The organism is Rhodococcus sp. MS16, assembly GCF_013277795.1.
Lineage (GTDB): Bacteria > Actinomycetota > Actinomycetes > Mycobacteriales > Mycobacteriaceae > Rhodococcus_F > Rhodococcus_F globerula.
The window spans coordinates 115,502-130,011 of record NZ_VBTM01000010.1; the positions used below are offsets into that span (position 1 = coordinate 115,502).

The following is a 14,510-nucleotide window of genomic DNA, read 5'->3' on the forward strand; positions in this document are numbered from 1 at the left end:
AAAATAACATCTGTACAGATATTCAGATAAAAAATGGGCAATGCGGACGTTTTGCCAGACGGCAGCGCGTCAGGACACTGTGTGAACCAGTTGCGGCAGCGGCAGGCCGGTGTAGTTCTCGGCAATCAAGGTCAGCCCTGCTTGGGAGCTGGTCACGACGTCGAGTTCAGCTTCCTGCCGTTTGATGTCGAACGGCGACGCGTCGGGTGCTGTATGCAGCATCGTCGACATCCACCACGAGAAATGCTGAGCACGCCACACCCTCGGCAACACAGCCGCGGAGTAGCCGTCGAGGGCTTGTCGATCCCCAGCGGTAAAGAAACCGACCATGGCGTCGGCCAGAACCCACACGTCGGCCAGCGCGAGGTTCATGCCCTTGGCGCCGGTCGGTGGGACAGTGTGCGCGGCGTCCCCGGCCAGGAACAAGCGGCCGGATTGCATGGGTTCACACACAAAGCTACGGAACGGCAGGATGCTCTTCGAGAAGATGGCACCCTCCTTGACCTCGACGCCAGGTCCGTCCACGCGTCGGTGCAACTCGTCCCAGATTCGATCGTCCGACCAGTCGTCGACAGTGTCGTCGACCGAAACCTGTAGGTAGTGCCGCTGCACAGTCTCGGATCGTGTGCTGCAGAGTGAAAATCCCCGCGGGCTGTGGGCGTAGATGAGTTCGTCCGAGGTTCGGGGGGCCTCGGCAAGAATGCCGAACCAGACGAACGGGTACTGGCGGAAGTAGTCGGTGCGTACCTCGGGCTCCGGAATGAGGTGGCGCGTCCCGGTTCGCGAACCATCGCATCCCGCAACAAGTTCGGAGTCCAGCCGCTGCGCCTGACCGTCGGAGTCAACAAACGTGATGAACGGGCGATCGCCAGTGTGCTCGTGGACCTCGACGTCACTGACGCCGAAGCGAATGTCGCCGCCGTCTGCCAGCCTGCGCGCAATCAGATCGATGAGCACCTCATGCTGCGGGTACACAGTGACAGCCCGACCCGTGAGCCCTTCGAAGTCGACGCGACGCCCCTCACCGGCGAACCTGATCTGGGTACCGGTGTGGCGATGACCTTCCGCGAGTAACCGATCACCCACGCCGGTTGCGATCATCAAATCCACGGTGTTCTGCTCGAGAATTCCCGCCCGGATCGTTCCTTCGACGTCTTCGCGGGTACGGCATTCCAGGACAACGGAATCGATCCCCTGAAGATGAAGAAGATGGGAGAGCATCAGACCGGCCGGACCGGCCCCGACGATACCGACCTGGGTGCGAATGGGCGGCAGACTCATAGAACTCTCCTCGGTAGAGAACAACTTTTCACTGATTGGATGGTCGCGGGACATGAGGGCCGTCAACAAGGTAGTTTTCATTGAGTGAAAGAAGTCGCTACTCCGCCGGGAATGCTGGAACGAGCCATGGTCCTGCTCGATCTGTTCACTCCGCAGCACCCCCGCCAGACAATCACCGAACTTGCACTGGGTTCCGAACTGCCCGTGCCGACGGTCTTTCGCATCTGCCGAGAACTCACCAGGCTCGGAGCCCTGGAACGTGGCGACGACGGCCGATTTCAGATCGGACTTCGGGTCTGGGAGATCGGGTCCCGCGCACCCCGAGCACACGGTTTACGTTCCGTAGCAATGCCGTTCATGGAGGACTTGCACGAAATCACCGGGCAGAACGTACAACTGGTTGTCCGCGATCACCTCGAGGCTGTCTACCTGGAGCGGTTGTCGAGCCACGACGCCGTCGGTCTTGTCGGCCGGGCTGGTGGACGATTGCCGCTGCACGCGTCCAGCGGTGGGCTGGTGCTTCTGGCTCATGCTCCCCATGGCGTCTTCGACGATGTTGTCGCGGCCGGATTGCGGGCGCTGACGCCGTTCACGATCACCGAGGAACCTACGCTTCGTTCTCTGCTGGCCGAGATCCGCCGCACCGACATCGTCATAGCTCGCCAGTACCTCAATCTCGGCACGCTGGCGATAGCGTCGCCCATTCGCCGCTCTCGCGACGTTGTCGCGGCGTTATCCGTTGTCGTTCCACTCGACACCGGCAGCGCTACCCTCGTCCCGGCACTGCAGGCCGCCAGTCGCGCGATCTCCCGAGGAATTTCCTGACCCGAATCAGGTTTCACCACGACGGAAGATCTTGTTGCCCAGCCAGACCAGCGGGTCGTAGCGCCGATCCACCACTCGTTCCTTCATCGGGATGATTGCGTTGTCGGTGATCTTGATGTCCTCCGGGCACGCCTCGGTACAGCATTTGGTGATGTTGCACAGACCGAGTCCGGACTGGTCTTGCGCGGCGTCCCGACGGTCTGCTGTATCGAGAGGGTGCATTTCGAGTTCGGCGATCCGAATGAAGAAGCGGGGGCCGGAAAACGCCTCCTTGTTGTCCTCGTGATCGCGCACGACGTGACAAGTGTTCTGACACAGGAAGCATTCGATGCACTTGCGGAACTCCTGCGAGCGGGCGACGTCGATCTGCTGCATTCGGTACTCACCGGGAGCCAAGCCGGGCGGCGGTGTGAACGACGGGATCTCGCGTGCCTTCCGGTAATTGAACGAGACATCGGTGACCAGATCACGGATGACCGGGAATGCGCGCATCGGAGTCACAGTCACCACTTCGTCCTCCGCAAAAGTCGACATCCGCGTCATGCACAGCAGCCGCGGACGCCCGTTGATCTCCGCTGAGCACGATCCACACTTGCCCGCCTTGCAGTTCCACCGCACCGCGAGGTCCGGAGTCTGCGTGGCCTGCAACCGGTGAATGATGTCGAGCACTACCTCCCCCTCGTTCACCGGAACCGAATAGTCCCGCAGCTCACCACCATCGGCATCGCCGCGCCACACCCGGAAACTCGCGTCGTAGCCCATGTCAGGTTTTCCTTCCCGGATGGCCGGCAAGTTCGGCGTCCGTGTAGTACTTCGCCAACTCGTCGATGTCGAAGAGCGCCAAAAGGTCCGGTCGCATCGGCGATTGCGGCTCGGAGGTGACCTGCACGTCGGGAACAACAACATCCGCTCGCCCGGCGACCGCTGCATCCACAGCGCACACCAGCAGGGTGTTGCGCCACTGCGCAGCCATCGCCGGGTGATCGCCGCGAGTATGTCCGCCCCGGCTCTCGGTGCGCAGCAGCGCGGCTTTCGCAACACATTCGCTGACCAGCACCATGTTTCGCAGATCCACAGCCAGATGCCATCCCGGATTGAACTGCCGATGCCCCTCCACCACAACCGAATCGATCCGTCGTTTGATGTCGTCGAGCGTGCGCAGCGCGCGGTCGACTTCCTCAGCGGTGCGGATGATGCCGACCAAGTCGTTCATCGTCTGCTGCAGTTCGGTGTGCAGGGTGTACGGGTTCTCGAGGGCACCGGCGTCACCCTGAGGTTCGAACGGCGAGAGCAACATCCGTGACGCGGCATCCACGTCGCCGTCCGCCACGACGGGCCGAGCAGGCAGCGACTTCACATAAGTCGCGGCGCCGAGGCCGGCTCGTCTACCGAACACGAGCAAATCCGACAGCGAATTTCCGCCCAGCCGGTTGGACCCGTGCATTCCGCCGGAGCACTCCCCCGCCGCGAACAACCCCGGTACGTTCGACGAACCGGAGTCTGGGTCGACCTCGATCCCGCCCATCACGTAGTGGCAGGTCGGACCAACTTCCATTTGCTCTTTTGTGATGTCGACGTCCGCGAGTTCCTTGAACTGGTGATACATCGACGGCAACCGGCGCTTGATTTCCTCGGCCGGCATTCGCGACGCGATGTCGAGGTACACACCGCCATGCGGGGTTTCGCGTCCCTCCTTCACCTCGGTGTTGATGGCACGAGCCACCTCGTCGCGGGGTAGCAGATCGGGGGTGCGCCTGTTGTTCTCCTGATCCTCGTACCACCGATCGGCTTCTTCTGCCGTCTCGGCGTACTGGCCCTTGAACACCGGCGGGATGTAGGAAAACATGAAGCGGTCGCCCTCGGAGTTCTTGAGCACACCACCGTCACCGCGTACGCCCTCCGTCACGAGAATGCCTTTGACGCTCGGCGGCCACACCATGCCCGTCGGGTGAAACTGAACGAACTCCATGTTGATCAAGTTGGCGCCCGCGCGAAGTGCCAGCGCGTGTCCGTCCCCGGTGTACTCCCACGAATTGGATGTGACCTTGAACGACTTGCCAATTCCGCCGGTAGCCATCACCACGGCCGGTGCTTCGAACAGCACGCACCGTCCACTCTCACGCCAGTATCCGAAGGCACCGGAAATACGGTCGCCGTCCTTCGTCAGTTCCGAGATGGTGCATTCCGCAAAGATCTTGACGCGCGCCTCGTAGTCTCCGGTGGCCGCGAAGTCTTCCTGCTGAAGCGAGACAATCTTCTGCTGCATCGTCCGAATGATCTCGAGTCCGGTGCGGTCACCGACGTGAGCGAGCCGCGGATACGTGTGACCACCGAAGTTGCGTTGACTGATTCGCCCGTCCGGCGTCCGATCGAACAGTGCGCCATAGGTTTCGAGTTCCCATACCCGATCCGGCGCCTCACGCGCATGCAGTTCTGCCATTCGCCAGTTGTTGAGGAATTTGCCACCGCGCATCGTGTCCTGGAAATGCGTCTGCCAGGTGTCCTTCTCGTTGGCATTGCCCATCGCGGCAGCGCACCCACCCTCCGCCATGACGGTGTGAGCCTTGCCGAACAGCGACTTACAGACCACGGCAACAGAGAGTCCTTGCTCTCTGGCCTCGATCACCGCGCGTAGTCCGGCTCCGCCGGCTCCGATCACCACGACGTCGTAGGTGTGCCGTTCGACTTCGGTCATTCACTCTCCCTGAAGAATTGGGTGGTCAATTGATCAGACGTAGGTCGTCGATCGTGCCGCTGGCCACGAGCATGATGTAGAAATCGGTGATCATGAGCGTGCCGAGCGTGGTCCACGCCAGCTGCATGTGCCGCGTGTTGAGTTTGCTCACCTGCGTCCACAACCAGTAGCGGATCGGATGTTTCGAAAAATGGGTGAGCCGTCCACCCGTGACGTGACGACACGAATGGCACGACACCGTGTAGGCCCACAACAAGCACACGTTGCCGACGAGGATCAGCGTGCCGAGACCCATCCCGAAGCCACCGTCTGCTCCGTGGAAAGCCCGAATCGCGTCGTAGGTATTGATGATCGACACAACAACCGCGACATAGAAGAAGTACCGATGCGAGTTCTGGATGATCAGCGGAAGTCGTGTTTCACCCGAGTACGCGCGATGTGGTTCTGCGACCGCACAGGCAGGCGGCGACAGCCACACAGACCGGTAATAGGCCTTGCGATAGTAGTAGCAGGTCAGCCGGAATCCCAGAAGGAACGGCAGCACCAGGAACCCGAGCGGAATCCACATCGGCAATTCACCGATCGGTGTGCCGAAATCGCTGGAACCCGGCGCACACGAGTCGCTCAGGCACGGAGAGTAAAACGGTGTCAGGTAGTGATAGTCCGCAACCCAGTACGCGCTGCGGACGAACGACCGGATCGTCGCGTAGACCAGGAAGACGGACAATCCCAGTACGGTCAGTAGCGGCGCTCGCCACCACCGGTCCGTTCTCAGCGTGCGTGCCGCAATGCGAGCACGCGAAGAAGCACCGACCCCACTCGAATCGATCGGTGGTGCACTCATCCGTCGTGCTCGGTCGGGTGGCCGCCGATACCCTCGTCATCGGCGCCCTGCCACATCGACGCGTCGTACGGTGTGTCGGGCACGGGGATTCGTTCAGCCTGTTCGTGATGGGTCAGGTGCGGCGGCGATGCGTCCAGATCGCCGGAGTCGATCTCGAGCCGCTCCAGATCATTGACCAACCGGCGGACCTGCGGTACGTCGCCGTACAAGGACCGCAGCGAACCGACACAGTGACGGAGATGGTCGATGGTGCGCTCGAGTTCGAGCATTTCGGTGGTTGACATAAATCTCTCCAACCGATCGGTAGAAGTGGTGACTCATATCGGCTTCGACAACCGGGTCGCTGTACCTCCTGCGCGTGAAAGTTGTGTTCCTCGCATCAGCGGGTACCCCAATTGCGGTAGTTCCACCCGGCTTGCTCGCGTGTTCTACTGAAAATGTTGTTTTATCGGTGACGGCCTCATGTGCCCCCAGGAGAACGATGACCAAACTGGATTCCACTGACGCGGAAAAGAACGACGGCAGAGCGATCAGAGCCTTTCGCCTGCCGATCTTCACGGTGATCGCATTGGCGATCTTCGCCTTTGTCGCGGGCGGTTTCGGCGGTTCGTTCCAGAGCAAACTCGCGGAGGTTCAGAAGAACGACAACTCGTCGTATCTTCCGAGTTCGGCAGAGTCCACCGTCGTCGCAAATGAATCCGCGAAATTCCTTCCGGTGGAGACCATTCCTGGTTTTGTTGTATTCCATCGGGATTCCGCGCTGACCGATGCGGACAAAGCTGCTGTCGAATCTGCACGTCAAGCCATTTCCCGAGTACCCGGCGTCGATGCCGACGGGATGCAGCCAACTCAATTCTCCGCCGACGGCACCATTGCATCCATTTTCGTTCCGCTGATCGCCAAGGACGATGGCGCCGCGGTGTCCGGTGAGGAGCTGGCGGCAACCGAACAGAAAGTCCTCGACGCGGCCGAGCAGGCTGCCGGCGACATGGAAGTACTACCGGCAGGTCCTGGCGGGCTCCTGGTGGCCTTCATCGACGCTTTTGCCGGCTTGGACAGTGCGCTCCTCGGCGCCGCCTTACTCGTTGTCATCCTGATTCTTCTAGTGGTCTACAGATCGCCGGTGCTGTGGTTCTTCCCGCTGTTCTCGGCGCTCCTGGCAATCGGCTTGTCGTCGATGGTGATCTACTTCCTCGCGAAGGCCGAGATCCTGACCTTGACCGGTCAATCTCAAGGAATCTTGTTCGTACTCGTGATCGGTGCGGGCACCGACTATGCGCTGCTGCTCATTTCGCGTTACCGCGAAGAACTTCACAGCTACCCCAATCGATTCGACGCGATGATCCGGGCGTGGCGTGAATCAGCGCCCGCGATCACAGCATCGGCTGTCACTGTCGTTCTCGGACTGCTCTGCCTGACCTTCTCGCAGTTGAACTCCAACAAGAGCCTCGGCCCGGTGGCCGCGATCGGGATTGCCTGCACGTATCTGGTGATGATGACGTTCATGCCGGTTGCACTGGCGGTGGTCGGCCGCTGGGTGTTCTGGCCCCGAACTCCACGCGTCGATCACGCCGCAGATCTTGCGACGCACGGCATGTGGGGCAAGATCGCGACAACTGTCGGCAATAAGGATCGCTCGTTGTGGATCGGCGCGTCGATCCTGCTCATCGTGTTGTTCGCGGCCGGAATCGGAAGCCTGAAAACCGATGGGCTGACCGCGGCCCAGAACTTCACCAACACTCCGGACGCCGTTGTCGGGCAAGAACTCTACGATTCCGCGTTCGACCCGGGAGCCGGTGCCCCGGCCGTCATCACTGCGAACGCGGATCAGTCCGATGCGGTCATCATGGCGGCAAGCGCTGTCGAGGGTATATCCCAGGACGCCGGGTCCGTATGCACGCAAGTCGACGTGGCGAAGGTCAGCGAATTGATCAAGACCAATCCAGCGGCCGTCGCCCAGGCAGCGGCCGCCGGCTGTGCCCCACCAGGCTTCACTGCCCCGCCGATCAACGGTCGCACCATGATCAACGCGATGCTTGTCGATTCATACGACTCGCCACAGGCACTCGAGACGATCAAGCGTCTCCGGACCGCTGTACACGCAGTTCCAGGCGCCGACGCTCTTGTGGGCGGCAGCACCGCAACCACACTCGACGTTCAAGCAGCGTCTGTGCGCGACCGCAATCTCATCATCCCCATCGTGCTTGCGGTTATCTTCGTTGTTCTTGCGCTACTGCTTCGCGCGCTGGTCATTCCCGTAATTCTGATTGCAACGGTGGTCCTTTCGTTTGCAGCCACCTTGGGCGTCAGCGGCTTCTTCTTCACTCACGTCTTCGGTTTTGCAGGCGCAGACCAGTCGTTCCCGCTCTACGCGTTTGTCTTCCTCGTAGCGCTGGGCATCGACTACAACATCTTCCTGATGACCCGTGTTCGCGAGGAAACGGGTGAATTCGGCACTCGCGCAGGTGTATTGCGCGGACTTGCCGTCACCGGCGGCGTCATCACTTCGGCCGGGATCGTGTTGGCGGCAACGTTTGCCGTCCTGGGAATTCTTCCACTGGTCTTCTTGGCCGAGATCGGTTTTGCCGTTGCGTTCGGCGTGCTGCTGGACACGATCATAGTGCGCAGCGTCCTGGTTCCCGCTCTGTCCCATGACATCGGCAAGAAAATCTGGTGGCCATCCAGCCTGGCGACCTCGAAAGACTGACTAGAGAAAAGCTTCTTTCGTCCACAGATGAAACAACGCGTAAGCGCGCCACGGTCGCCATTGCTCCGACAATGCCGCAGCTTCCTTGCCGGACGACACACCCAACGCGCGTTTGAGAACCAGATCATCCGGCACAAACGCGTCCCGATCTCCGAGGATCCTCACGGTGAGATAGTCGGCAGTCCACGGCCCGATTCCTGGCAGAGCTAGAAGATCAGCACGAAATCGCACTGGGTCGGCATCCCAGCCGAGATCAAGATACTCGGCAGCGGCAATCGCCAAGGCGTGCACCGTTCGTGCACGCGCACTGGTCAATCCGACAGCTTTCTGTATCGCGTCCGGGGAACTGGCCGCTACAGACTCCGCCGATGGGAAGGCCGAGAACTCGTGATTCACGGGCAGTCCGAACTCTCCGACAAACCGTCCACCAAATGTTCGCGCCGCCCCCAGCGAAACCTGCTGCCCCAGAACAGTCAGCACCGCAGTCTCGAAACCGTCGACGCTACCGAGCACACGTAAACCTGGCCGGGCCGAGATCAGCGGAGCCAGCGTCTTGTCCGACGCCAGCACCGCCTCCCACACACGATGATCGCCGTCGAGATCGAGCCACCGCCGTACAACCGACTCGAGCTGAGCAGCGTCCGTGTCCCTGTCCGCGCTCACCGACACACAATCGTCGTGCCATGACACCGACACGATCACGGGACCGGTCGGCAACGGCACGACGCGCACATGAACCCCGTCGTCGTGACGTTCCAATCCGGCTACCGCATGGGCCTTCAACGCGCCGATCAACGGCTCCGTCGCATACGGCGGCATGAACGGAAGAGTCAGCGTCGCAGCCTTGTTCATTGCCGCGATTCCAGGTCCAGCAGTACGGCCTTGAGCTCCGGGCCGCCCGCGTACTGGCCCAGGCTTCCGTCACTTCGGACAACTCTGTGACATGGCACCACCAACGGCAATGGATTCTTCGCACACGCCGTGCCCACCGCCCGCACTGCACGCGGGCTACCCGACGCCGCGGCGACCGTCGAATAGCTTGCGGTGTGGCCGTATTCGATCTCCGGAAGGTGGCGCAGCACTTCACGCCGAAATCCCTTTGCCAGCTGGAAATCCAAATCCAGGTCGAATTCCCTTCGGGCGCCGGCAAAGTACTCGTCCAGCTCCCGGGCAACGGCGTCGAGCCTGCGCGGATGATGCAGGACACGCGGACTGACAGTATCGGCCAGCCGTCCAAGCACGACGTCGTGCCCCTCGACGGCAAACGCCACCCGCACCAATCCGACGTCCGTTGCAGCGAGGAGCAATTTCCCGATCGGCGAATCAACGATCCGATAGGCAACATCGATCAACTGCGCCGCCGCAGCGGCATCAGCCAGCCGTGAGTGTAGTCGCGCCAGCGCTTCCGGGTCGGACGCCGGGAGTGCGCCGAACACATCAGCTTCGGTAGTCATGATCGGCTCCCTTCCGGAACGGTGTTGGTTAAGTATGTTTTTCGCAGGGACGCAATACCGTCGGAGCCGGCCTTCCTCGCGGCGGACGGAGTACTGCCCAGAATCTCGGCGATCTCCGCGTACGGCAGCCCGCCCAGGAAGTGGTACGCCACCGACGCTCGCTGCTTGAACGGCAGTTGTTCGAGTGCATCCCAGAGTTCGTGATTCCAGGTTCCCGGAAGGCCGATACGCGTCGGCAATTCCGGAAGGTCGTCGGTGGGAATCGCGACGCGCCCTCGTACTCGCACGATGTCGATGGCTTTGCGGTGCGCAATGGTCACGAGCCATGCCTCGACATTCGCGCCGGGATCCAGGTCCGGATAGGCACGCATTGCCGCCAGGAAGGTCTCGGACCATGCGTCCTCCGCATCGACCGGACCGACCACAGCGCGGCACACCCGAAGCACCACCGCCCCGTGCTCTGTCACGACGTTCTCGAATGGTTTCAGTGCCACGATCGGTAAACGCTCGCATCACGAGATATGTGAGTTCGTTCCATCAGAACAGCACGTCCGAGATTCCGCCGGACTCCTGCTCGAGTAGAAAACGCTTGCGGTCGAGACCGCCCGCAAAGCCCGTCAGGCTCCCGTCACTACCGACCACGCGATGGCACGGCACGATGATGCTGATCGGATTCTTACCGTTTGCCGCCGCGACAGCACGAATCGCCAGAGGGTTGCCAAGGGTTTGCGCGAGGTCCATATAGGACCACGTCTGCCCGTAGGGAATTGTCCGCAGCGCATCCCACACTCGTTGCTGAAACTCCGTGCCCGACGGATCCAACGGCAACGAGAACTCGGTTCGCCCTCCGGAAAAATACTCGTCCAACTGTTCCCGGACAGCACCGAAATTCGCGGGTGAACTCTCCCCGAAAGTCGACTCGTTCGGCTTGTGACGATGCTCTGCCATGTAGAGACCGCACAAGCCGTTTGCCGTCGCGACCAGTGTCAACGGCCCGATCGGCGACTCGATCACTGTGTGGGTACGGTTAACCGCCATGTCTCGATCCTTCCAGGTATCGAGTAGCGACGGCCACGATGTGGGAACGCCAGCGCCTGAGCTACTCATATCTCGAAGACGCCCCGACTCACAGGAATGTGAGAAATGCCTGCACTTCCGACCATTATCAGGCAGTATCGAGTGATGGCTCTAGTTTTGCCGGGACGTTCCAGCCTGGTCCACTCCGTCAGCGATGTGGTGCACTGGTCGCTGTCTACGGTCGTTTTCGCGCTCACGCTCCCTGCCCGCCTCGAGGCGCTGTTGGTGAGCGTCGAGAGACTGGTTGCGCGAATCAGCCAGATAGCCGAGAACGCAGACCGCGTCGTAGTCGGCGCAGCTTCCGTCACTGTTCGCGCCGAGACGTTGATCGAAGCCGTCGAGCAAACATCGGACATCGCGCAGCAACTTCTCGAACTGTACGAACCCATCGCAGTTCAACTGGCTCCGTTAGCTGCCAGGTTTGCGGATGATCTCAGCGAATCCGAAGTCACTGCCGCCATCACGCTGATCGACAAGCTCCCCGAACTCACCGAGCGGGTCACTGCCGTCCTGCCGATTCTCGCCACCTTGGACTCGGTCTCCCCCGAAGTCCACGAACTCCTGGGGGTCGTCAAAGACCTGAAACAGGCGATCGTCGGTGTTCCCGGGTTCCACTTCTTCCGCAAACGTGGCGAGAATCGGCCGGGTTGATCAGGCCCCGTAGCCTTCGGTACCGGCTCGGGTCATCACGATCTTGGGGACCACTGCCCTGGCGGACAAACGTAGCAAACCGTCGACCAGTTCGACGATGTCGTCGACTTTGATCATCGATTCCGGCGTAATCCGATCGTGCGTCCACGCCGACATGTCGGTGTCGACGTATCCCGGAGCAATTGCCGTGCCGCTGATGCCGTTTCCCGATTCTTCGGCGTTGAGCGCCTCGATCATCGAGATTAACGCCGCTTTGGTCGCACCGTAAACACCCAAACCGCTTTCGGCGTACACCCCGGCAATTGATGCCAGCGCAACAACCTTTGCTCCGCCACTCGGATGTGCATCCGCTGCCAGGCGCAGGAACGGCAACGACGCCTGAAGCAGCGCCAACGGCGTCCGCAGATTCACTGCGAGCGTCTTGTCGAAGCGCTTCATGGGGTAGTCCGCGATCCGCCCACTGGTTCCCACACCAGCGTTGAGAATGAGTGCACGCATCGAACCGAATCGATCACCGTGGGCGGCAACCAATTCCGCCGACAATTTCTCGTCCGCCATGTCACCGGCCAACACCAGAACGTCGGGCGAACCGGCGCGGCGCAGTTCCTCGGCAACTGCGTCGAGTTTCTCACTGTCTCGCGCCGTGATAGTCAATCCGTATCCGAGCGTCGCGAGACGCGTCGCAATGCCCAGCCCGATGCCTTTGGACGCGCCTGTGACGAGCGCCGACGCACTCACGCGAACTTCCCGTTCAACGCGTTCAGCCCCGCCGAGATCAGTTCGGGTACAGCAGTTCCCGCACTCTCGAAACCACCACCGACTGTCGCGCCGGCCCGGAAACGATGATCGATCCCCTGGGCGACAACGGCCAGCTTGAAGAATCCAAGTGCCATGTAGAAGTTCCAGTTGCCGAGATCCCGACCCGAGACGCGCGAATAGCTTTGGGCCAGATCGACAACAGACGGCAATGACGAACTGGTCCAGGCTGCCGGCTCCCCGAGAACCAGGTCCAACGCGGAATGGCGATACACGCACATCATGGCGATGTCGGCCAAAGGGTCACCGAGAGTGGACAATTCCCAGTCCACTACTGCCGCGACCTTCGTGACATCGTCGGCAGCGAGGATCGTGTTGTCGATCCGGTAGTCACCGTGGACGATCGACGACTCGGAATTCTCCGGAATAAGTTCCGAGAGCGCAGAAGCCAAGCGGTCGACGTCCGCAGAATCCTCGACCTTCACCCGCGACCACTGACCGGCCCACAATTTCACCTGCCGGGCGACGTACCCGTCGGGACGCCCCAATTCTCCGAGGCCGACGGCCTTGTAGTCGACATCGTGCAGCGCCGCAAGTACACGCACCAATTCATCAACGCAGGCCGTGACCTGTTCTGCCGGAAGAGCATCCAGTTCCGACTTCGTCCGGATCACCTGACCTTCGATGAACTCGACGACCGTGAACGTCGCACCCATCACCGACGCGTCCTCACACAGGGCGACGGTGGGAGCCACCGGCACCGCAGTGTTCTGCAGTGCCGACGTGATGCGGAATTCGCGCGCCACGTCATGCGCCGACGGCGTCAATCCCGCAGTCGGAGGGCGGCGCACAATCCAACTCGATGCGTCGTCGTAGATCCCGTAGGTGAGGTTGGACTTGCCGCCGGAGATCAGTTTCGCACGGAGATCGCCGGTTACCGCGACGTCCGAGTCGAGCAGGTACTTCCGCAGGGCAACCAGGTCGAGACCGGGAAACTCAGTCATCACGCACCGTCTCGAGCAGCTCGACGTGCCGCGCCCACAACTCGCTTCGCGATTGCCCACCGATGAACCTCGGACGGTCCGTCGTACACGCGGAACGGGCGGACCTCGCGGGACAGGCGTGCGAGAGGCAAGTCGTCGGACACCCCGATACCGCCGCACATCTGGATGGACCGATCGACGATACGGAAGATCGCCTCCGCTGCATACGTTTTTGCGATCGACGTGGAGTTGCTTGCATGTCCACCCTGATCCAGCTCCCAGCACGCTTGAACCAGCAGCGCGCGAGTGGCCGCGATGTCGATTTCGTTGTCCGCGATCATCTTCTGGATCATCCCGAGGTCACCGAGCTTGGAACCGAATCCTTCACGCTCCGCCACCCGGGCCACGGCGATGTCGTGCCCACGACGCGCGGCGCCCAGCCACCGCATCACGTGTGTCATGCGGGCGGGGCCGAGACGCACCTGTGCGTAGGCGAAGCCCTGGTCGACCTCGCCCAGAACAGCCTCGTCGGGGACAAAGAGATCTTCGAAAGTGACCTCGCAGTGGCCACCGATCATGGACTTGTCGAGGGTTCCGATATGACGACCGACGATCAATCCCGGGGACTCTGCCGGCGCGAGAAACATTGTGGCACCGCCACGTTGGCCGGGTTCACCCGACGTGCGCGCCATGATGATGAAGAAGCCTGCGCCGTCAGCGCCCGTGATGAACCACTTCTTGCCGTTGATCTTCCAGCCACCCGGAGCCTTCTCGGCGCGGGTGTTGAGGGCCGACGGATCGGATCCGGCACCGGGCGCTGGTTCTGTCATCGCAAAAGCCGAACGCTGGTCACCGCGGGCGAGCGGCGCGAGGAACTGTTCCTTCTGCGCCGCGTTTGCCACGTGGGCCAGCATGTGGACGTTGCCCTCGTCCGGGGCGGCGATGTTCAGTGCGGTCGGACCGAACAGTGAGTAGCCGGCCTCCTCGAATACCGGCGCACGATCACTCATGTTGAGCCCGTGCCCGCCGTATTCGATCGGCGCATGGGGAGCGAAGACGCCTGCAGCCTTTGCCGCGGTCTGCATCTCGATACGAGTTGCGTCACCGCCTGCAACAGCAATGTCGCCGCCATGCTTGTCCTCGATCGGGAGAACGACATCCAGAGTGAAGGCGCGCGTCTTCTCGATCAGCGCGGTCACCTCCGGCGCATACGTCAGATCGATTGCCACCATCCACC

At 61.5% G+C, this 14,510-nt stretch carries 15 protein-coding genes; 3 read left to right on the plus strand and 12 right to left on the minus strand.

Annotated elements, in window-relative coordinates; all coding sequences use genetic code 11:
• Positions 1-69: 69 nt before the first annotated feature.
• Complete coding sequence (locus tag FEZ60_RS22145; protein ID WP_172937009.1) at positions 70-1,281, minus strand: 4-hydroxybenzoate 3-monooxygenase; 1,212 nt, start codon at positions 1,279-1,281, stop codon at positions 70-72.
• A 111-nt stretch (positions 1,282-1,392) separates the two neighbouring features.
• Here FEZ60_RS22145 and FEZ60_RS22150 point away from each other — a divergent pair, with 111 nt between their 5' ends.
• Positions 1,393-2,106, plus strand: coding sequence for an IclR family transcriptional regulator (locus tag FEZ60_RS22150; protein ID WP_116102671.1), 714 nt, complete (start codon positions 1,393-1,395; stop codon positions 2,104-2,106).
• Between the two features lie 6 nt (positions 2,107-2,112).
• On the opposite strand, the gene FEZ60_RS22155 is transcribed toward FEZ60_RS22150, so the two are convergent.
• Genes FEZ60_RS22155 through FEZ60_RS22170 form a run of 4 tightly spaced genes read right to left on the minus strand, consistent with a single transcriptional unit; the run spans position 2,113 to position 5,929 of the window.
• Positions 2,113-2,868 carry a succinate dehydrogenase/fumarate reductase iron-sulfur subunit gene (locus FEZ60_RS22155; protein WP_172937010.1) on the minus strand — a complete coding sequence of 252 codons (756 nt, stop codon included), beginning with the start codon at positions 2,866-2,868 and terminating at the stop codon, positions 2,113-2,115.
• A gap of 1 nt (position 2,869) precedes the next feature.
• Positions 2,870-4,801 carry a fumarate reductase/succinate dehydrogenase flavoprotein subunit gene (locus tag FEZ60_RS22160; protein ID WP_172937011.1) on the minus strand — a complete coding sequence of 644 codons (1,932 nt, stop codon included), beginning with the start codon at positions 4,799-4,801 and terminating at the stop codon, positions 2,870-2,872.
• A gap of 25 nt (positions 4,802-4,826) precedes the next feature.
• Positions 4,827-5,645, minus strand: coding sequence for a hypothetical protein (locus FEZ60_RS22165; RefSeq protein WP_033233404.1), 819 nt, complete (start codon positions 5,643-5,645; stop codon positions 4,827-4,829).
• Positions 5,642-5,929, minus strand: a complete 288-nt coding sequence (locus FEZ60_RS22170; RefSeq protein WP_033233405.1) for a hypothetical protein — start codon at positions 5,927-5,929, stop codon at positions 5,642-5,644. Before FEZ60_RS22170 ends, FEZ60_RS22165 begins: the two co-directional genes overlap by 4 nt.
• Positions 5,930-6,126: 197 nt before the next feature.
• Between FEZ60_RS22170 and FEZ60_RS22175 the strand changes: the two genes are divergently transcribed.
• A complete protein-coding gene (locus FEZ60_RS22175) occupies positions 6,127-8,352 on the plus strand; it encodes an MMPL family transporter (RefSeq protein WP_172937012.1) in 2,226 nt (741 codons plus the stop codon).
• Here FEZ60_RS22175 and FEZ60_RS22180 read toward each other — a convergent pair whose 3' ends face one another.
• From FEZ60_RS22180 to FEZ60_RS22195, 4 genes are read right to left on the minus strand one after another with little or no spacing between them, the layout of a single operon-like run.
• Positions 8,353-9,204, minus strand: a complete 852-nt coding sequence (locus FEZ60_RS22180; protein ID WP_172937013.1) for a DNA-3-methyladenine glycosylase 2 family protein — start codon at positions 9,202-9,204, stop codon at positions 8,353-8,355.
• Complete coding sequence (locus tag FEZ60_RS22185) at positions 9,201-9,806, minus strand: methylated-DNA--[protein]-cysteine S-methyltransferase (protein WP_092804218.1); 606 nt, start codon at positions 9,804-9,806, stop codon at positions 9,201-9,203. The genes FEZ60_RS22180 and FEZ60_RS22185 overlap by 4 nt, the downstream gene beginning before the upstream one ends.
• The gene (locus FEZ60_RS22190) at positions 9,803-10,300 is read right to left on the minus strand and encodes an RNA polymerase sigma factor (RefSeq protein WP_172937014.1); all 498 of its coding nucleotides are present in this window, start codon (positions 10,298-10,300) and stop codon (positions 9,803-9,805) included. Before FEZ60_RS22190 ends, FEZ60_RS22185 begins: the two co-directional genes overlap by 4 nt.
• 43 nt (positions 10,301-10,343) lie before the next feature.
• Positions 10,344-10,844 carry a methylated-DNA--[protein]-cysteine S-methyltransferase gene (locus tag FEZ60_RS22195; RefSeq protein WP_172937015.1) on the minus strand — a complete coding sequence of 167 codons (501 nt, stop codon included), beginning with the start codon at positions 10,842-10,844 and terminating at the stop codon, positions 10,344-10,346.
• A 144-nt stretch (positions 10,845-10,988) separates the two neighbouring features.
• Here FEZ60_RS22195 and FEZ60_RS22200 point away from each other — a divergent pair, with 144 nt between their 5' ends.
• Positions 10,989-11,534 (plus strand): ribulose-1,5-bisphosphate carboxylase/oxygenase large subunit, encoded by a 546-nt coding sequence (locus FEZ60_RS22200; protein ID WP_092804224.1) that lies wholly within the window; start codon positions 10,989-10,991, stop codon positions 11,532-11,534.
• On the opposite strand, the gene FEZ60_RS22205 is transcribed toward FEZ60_RS22200, so the two are convergent.
• From FEZ60_RS22205 to FEZ60_RS22215, 3 genes are read right to left on the minus strand one after another with little or no spacing between them, the layout of a single operon-like run.
• The gene (locus FEZ60_RS22205) at positions 11,535-12,272 is read right to left on the minus strand and encodes an SDR family NAD(P)-dependent oxidoreductase (protein ID WP_172937016.1); all 738 of its coding nucleotides are present in this window, start codon (positions 12,270-12,272) and stop codon (positions 11,535-11,537) included. It abuts the gene before it with no gap.
• Positions 12,269-13,294, minus strand: coding sequence for a phosphotransferase family protein (locus FEZ60_RS22210; protein ID WP_172937017.1), 1,026 nt, complete (start codon positions 13,292-13,294; stop codon positions 12,269-12,271). Before FEZ60_RS22210 ends, FEZ60_RS22205 begins: the two co-directional genes overlap by 4 nt.
• Complete coding sequence (locus FEZ60_RS22215; RefSeq protein ID WP_172937018.1) at positions 13,294-14,502, minus strand: acyl-CoA dehydrogenase family protein; 1,209 nt, start codon at positions 14,500-14,502, stop codon at positions 13,294-13,296. Before FEZ60_RS22215 ends, FEZ60_RS22210 begins: the two co-directional genes overlap by 1 nt.
• Positions 14,503-14,510: the final 8 nt, after the last annotated feature.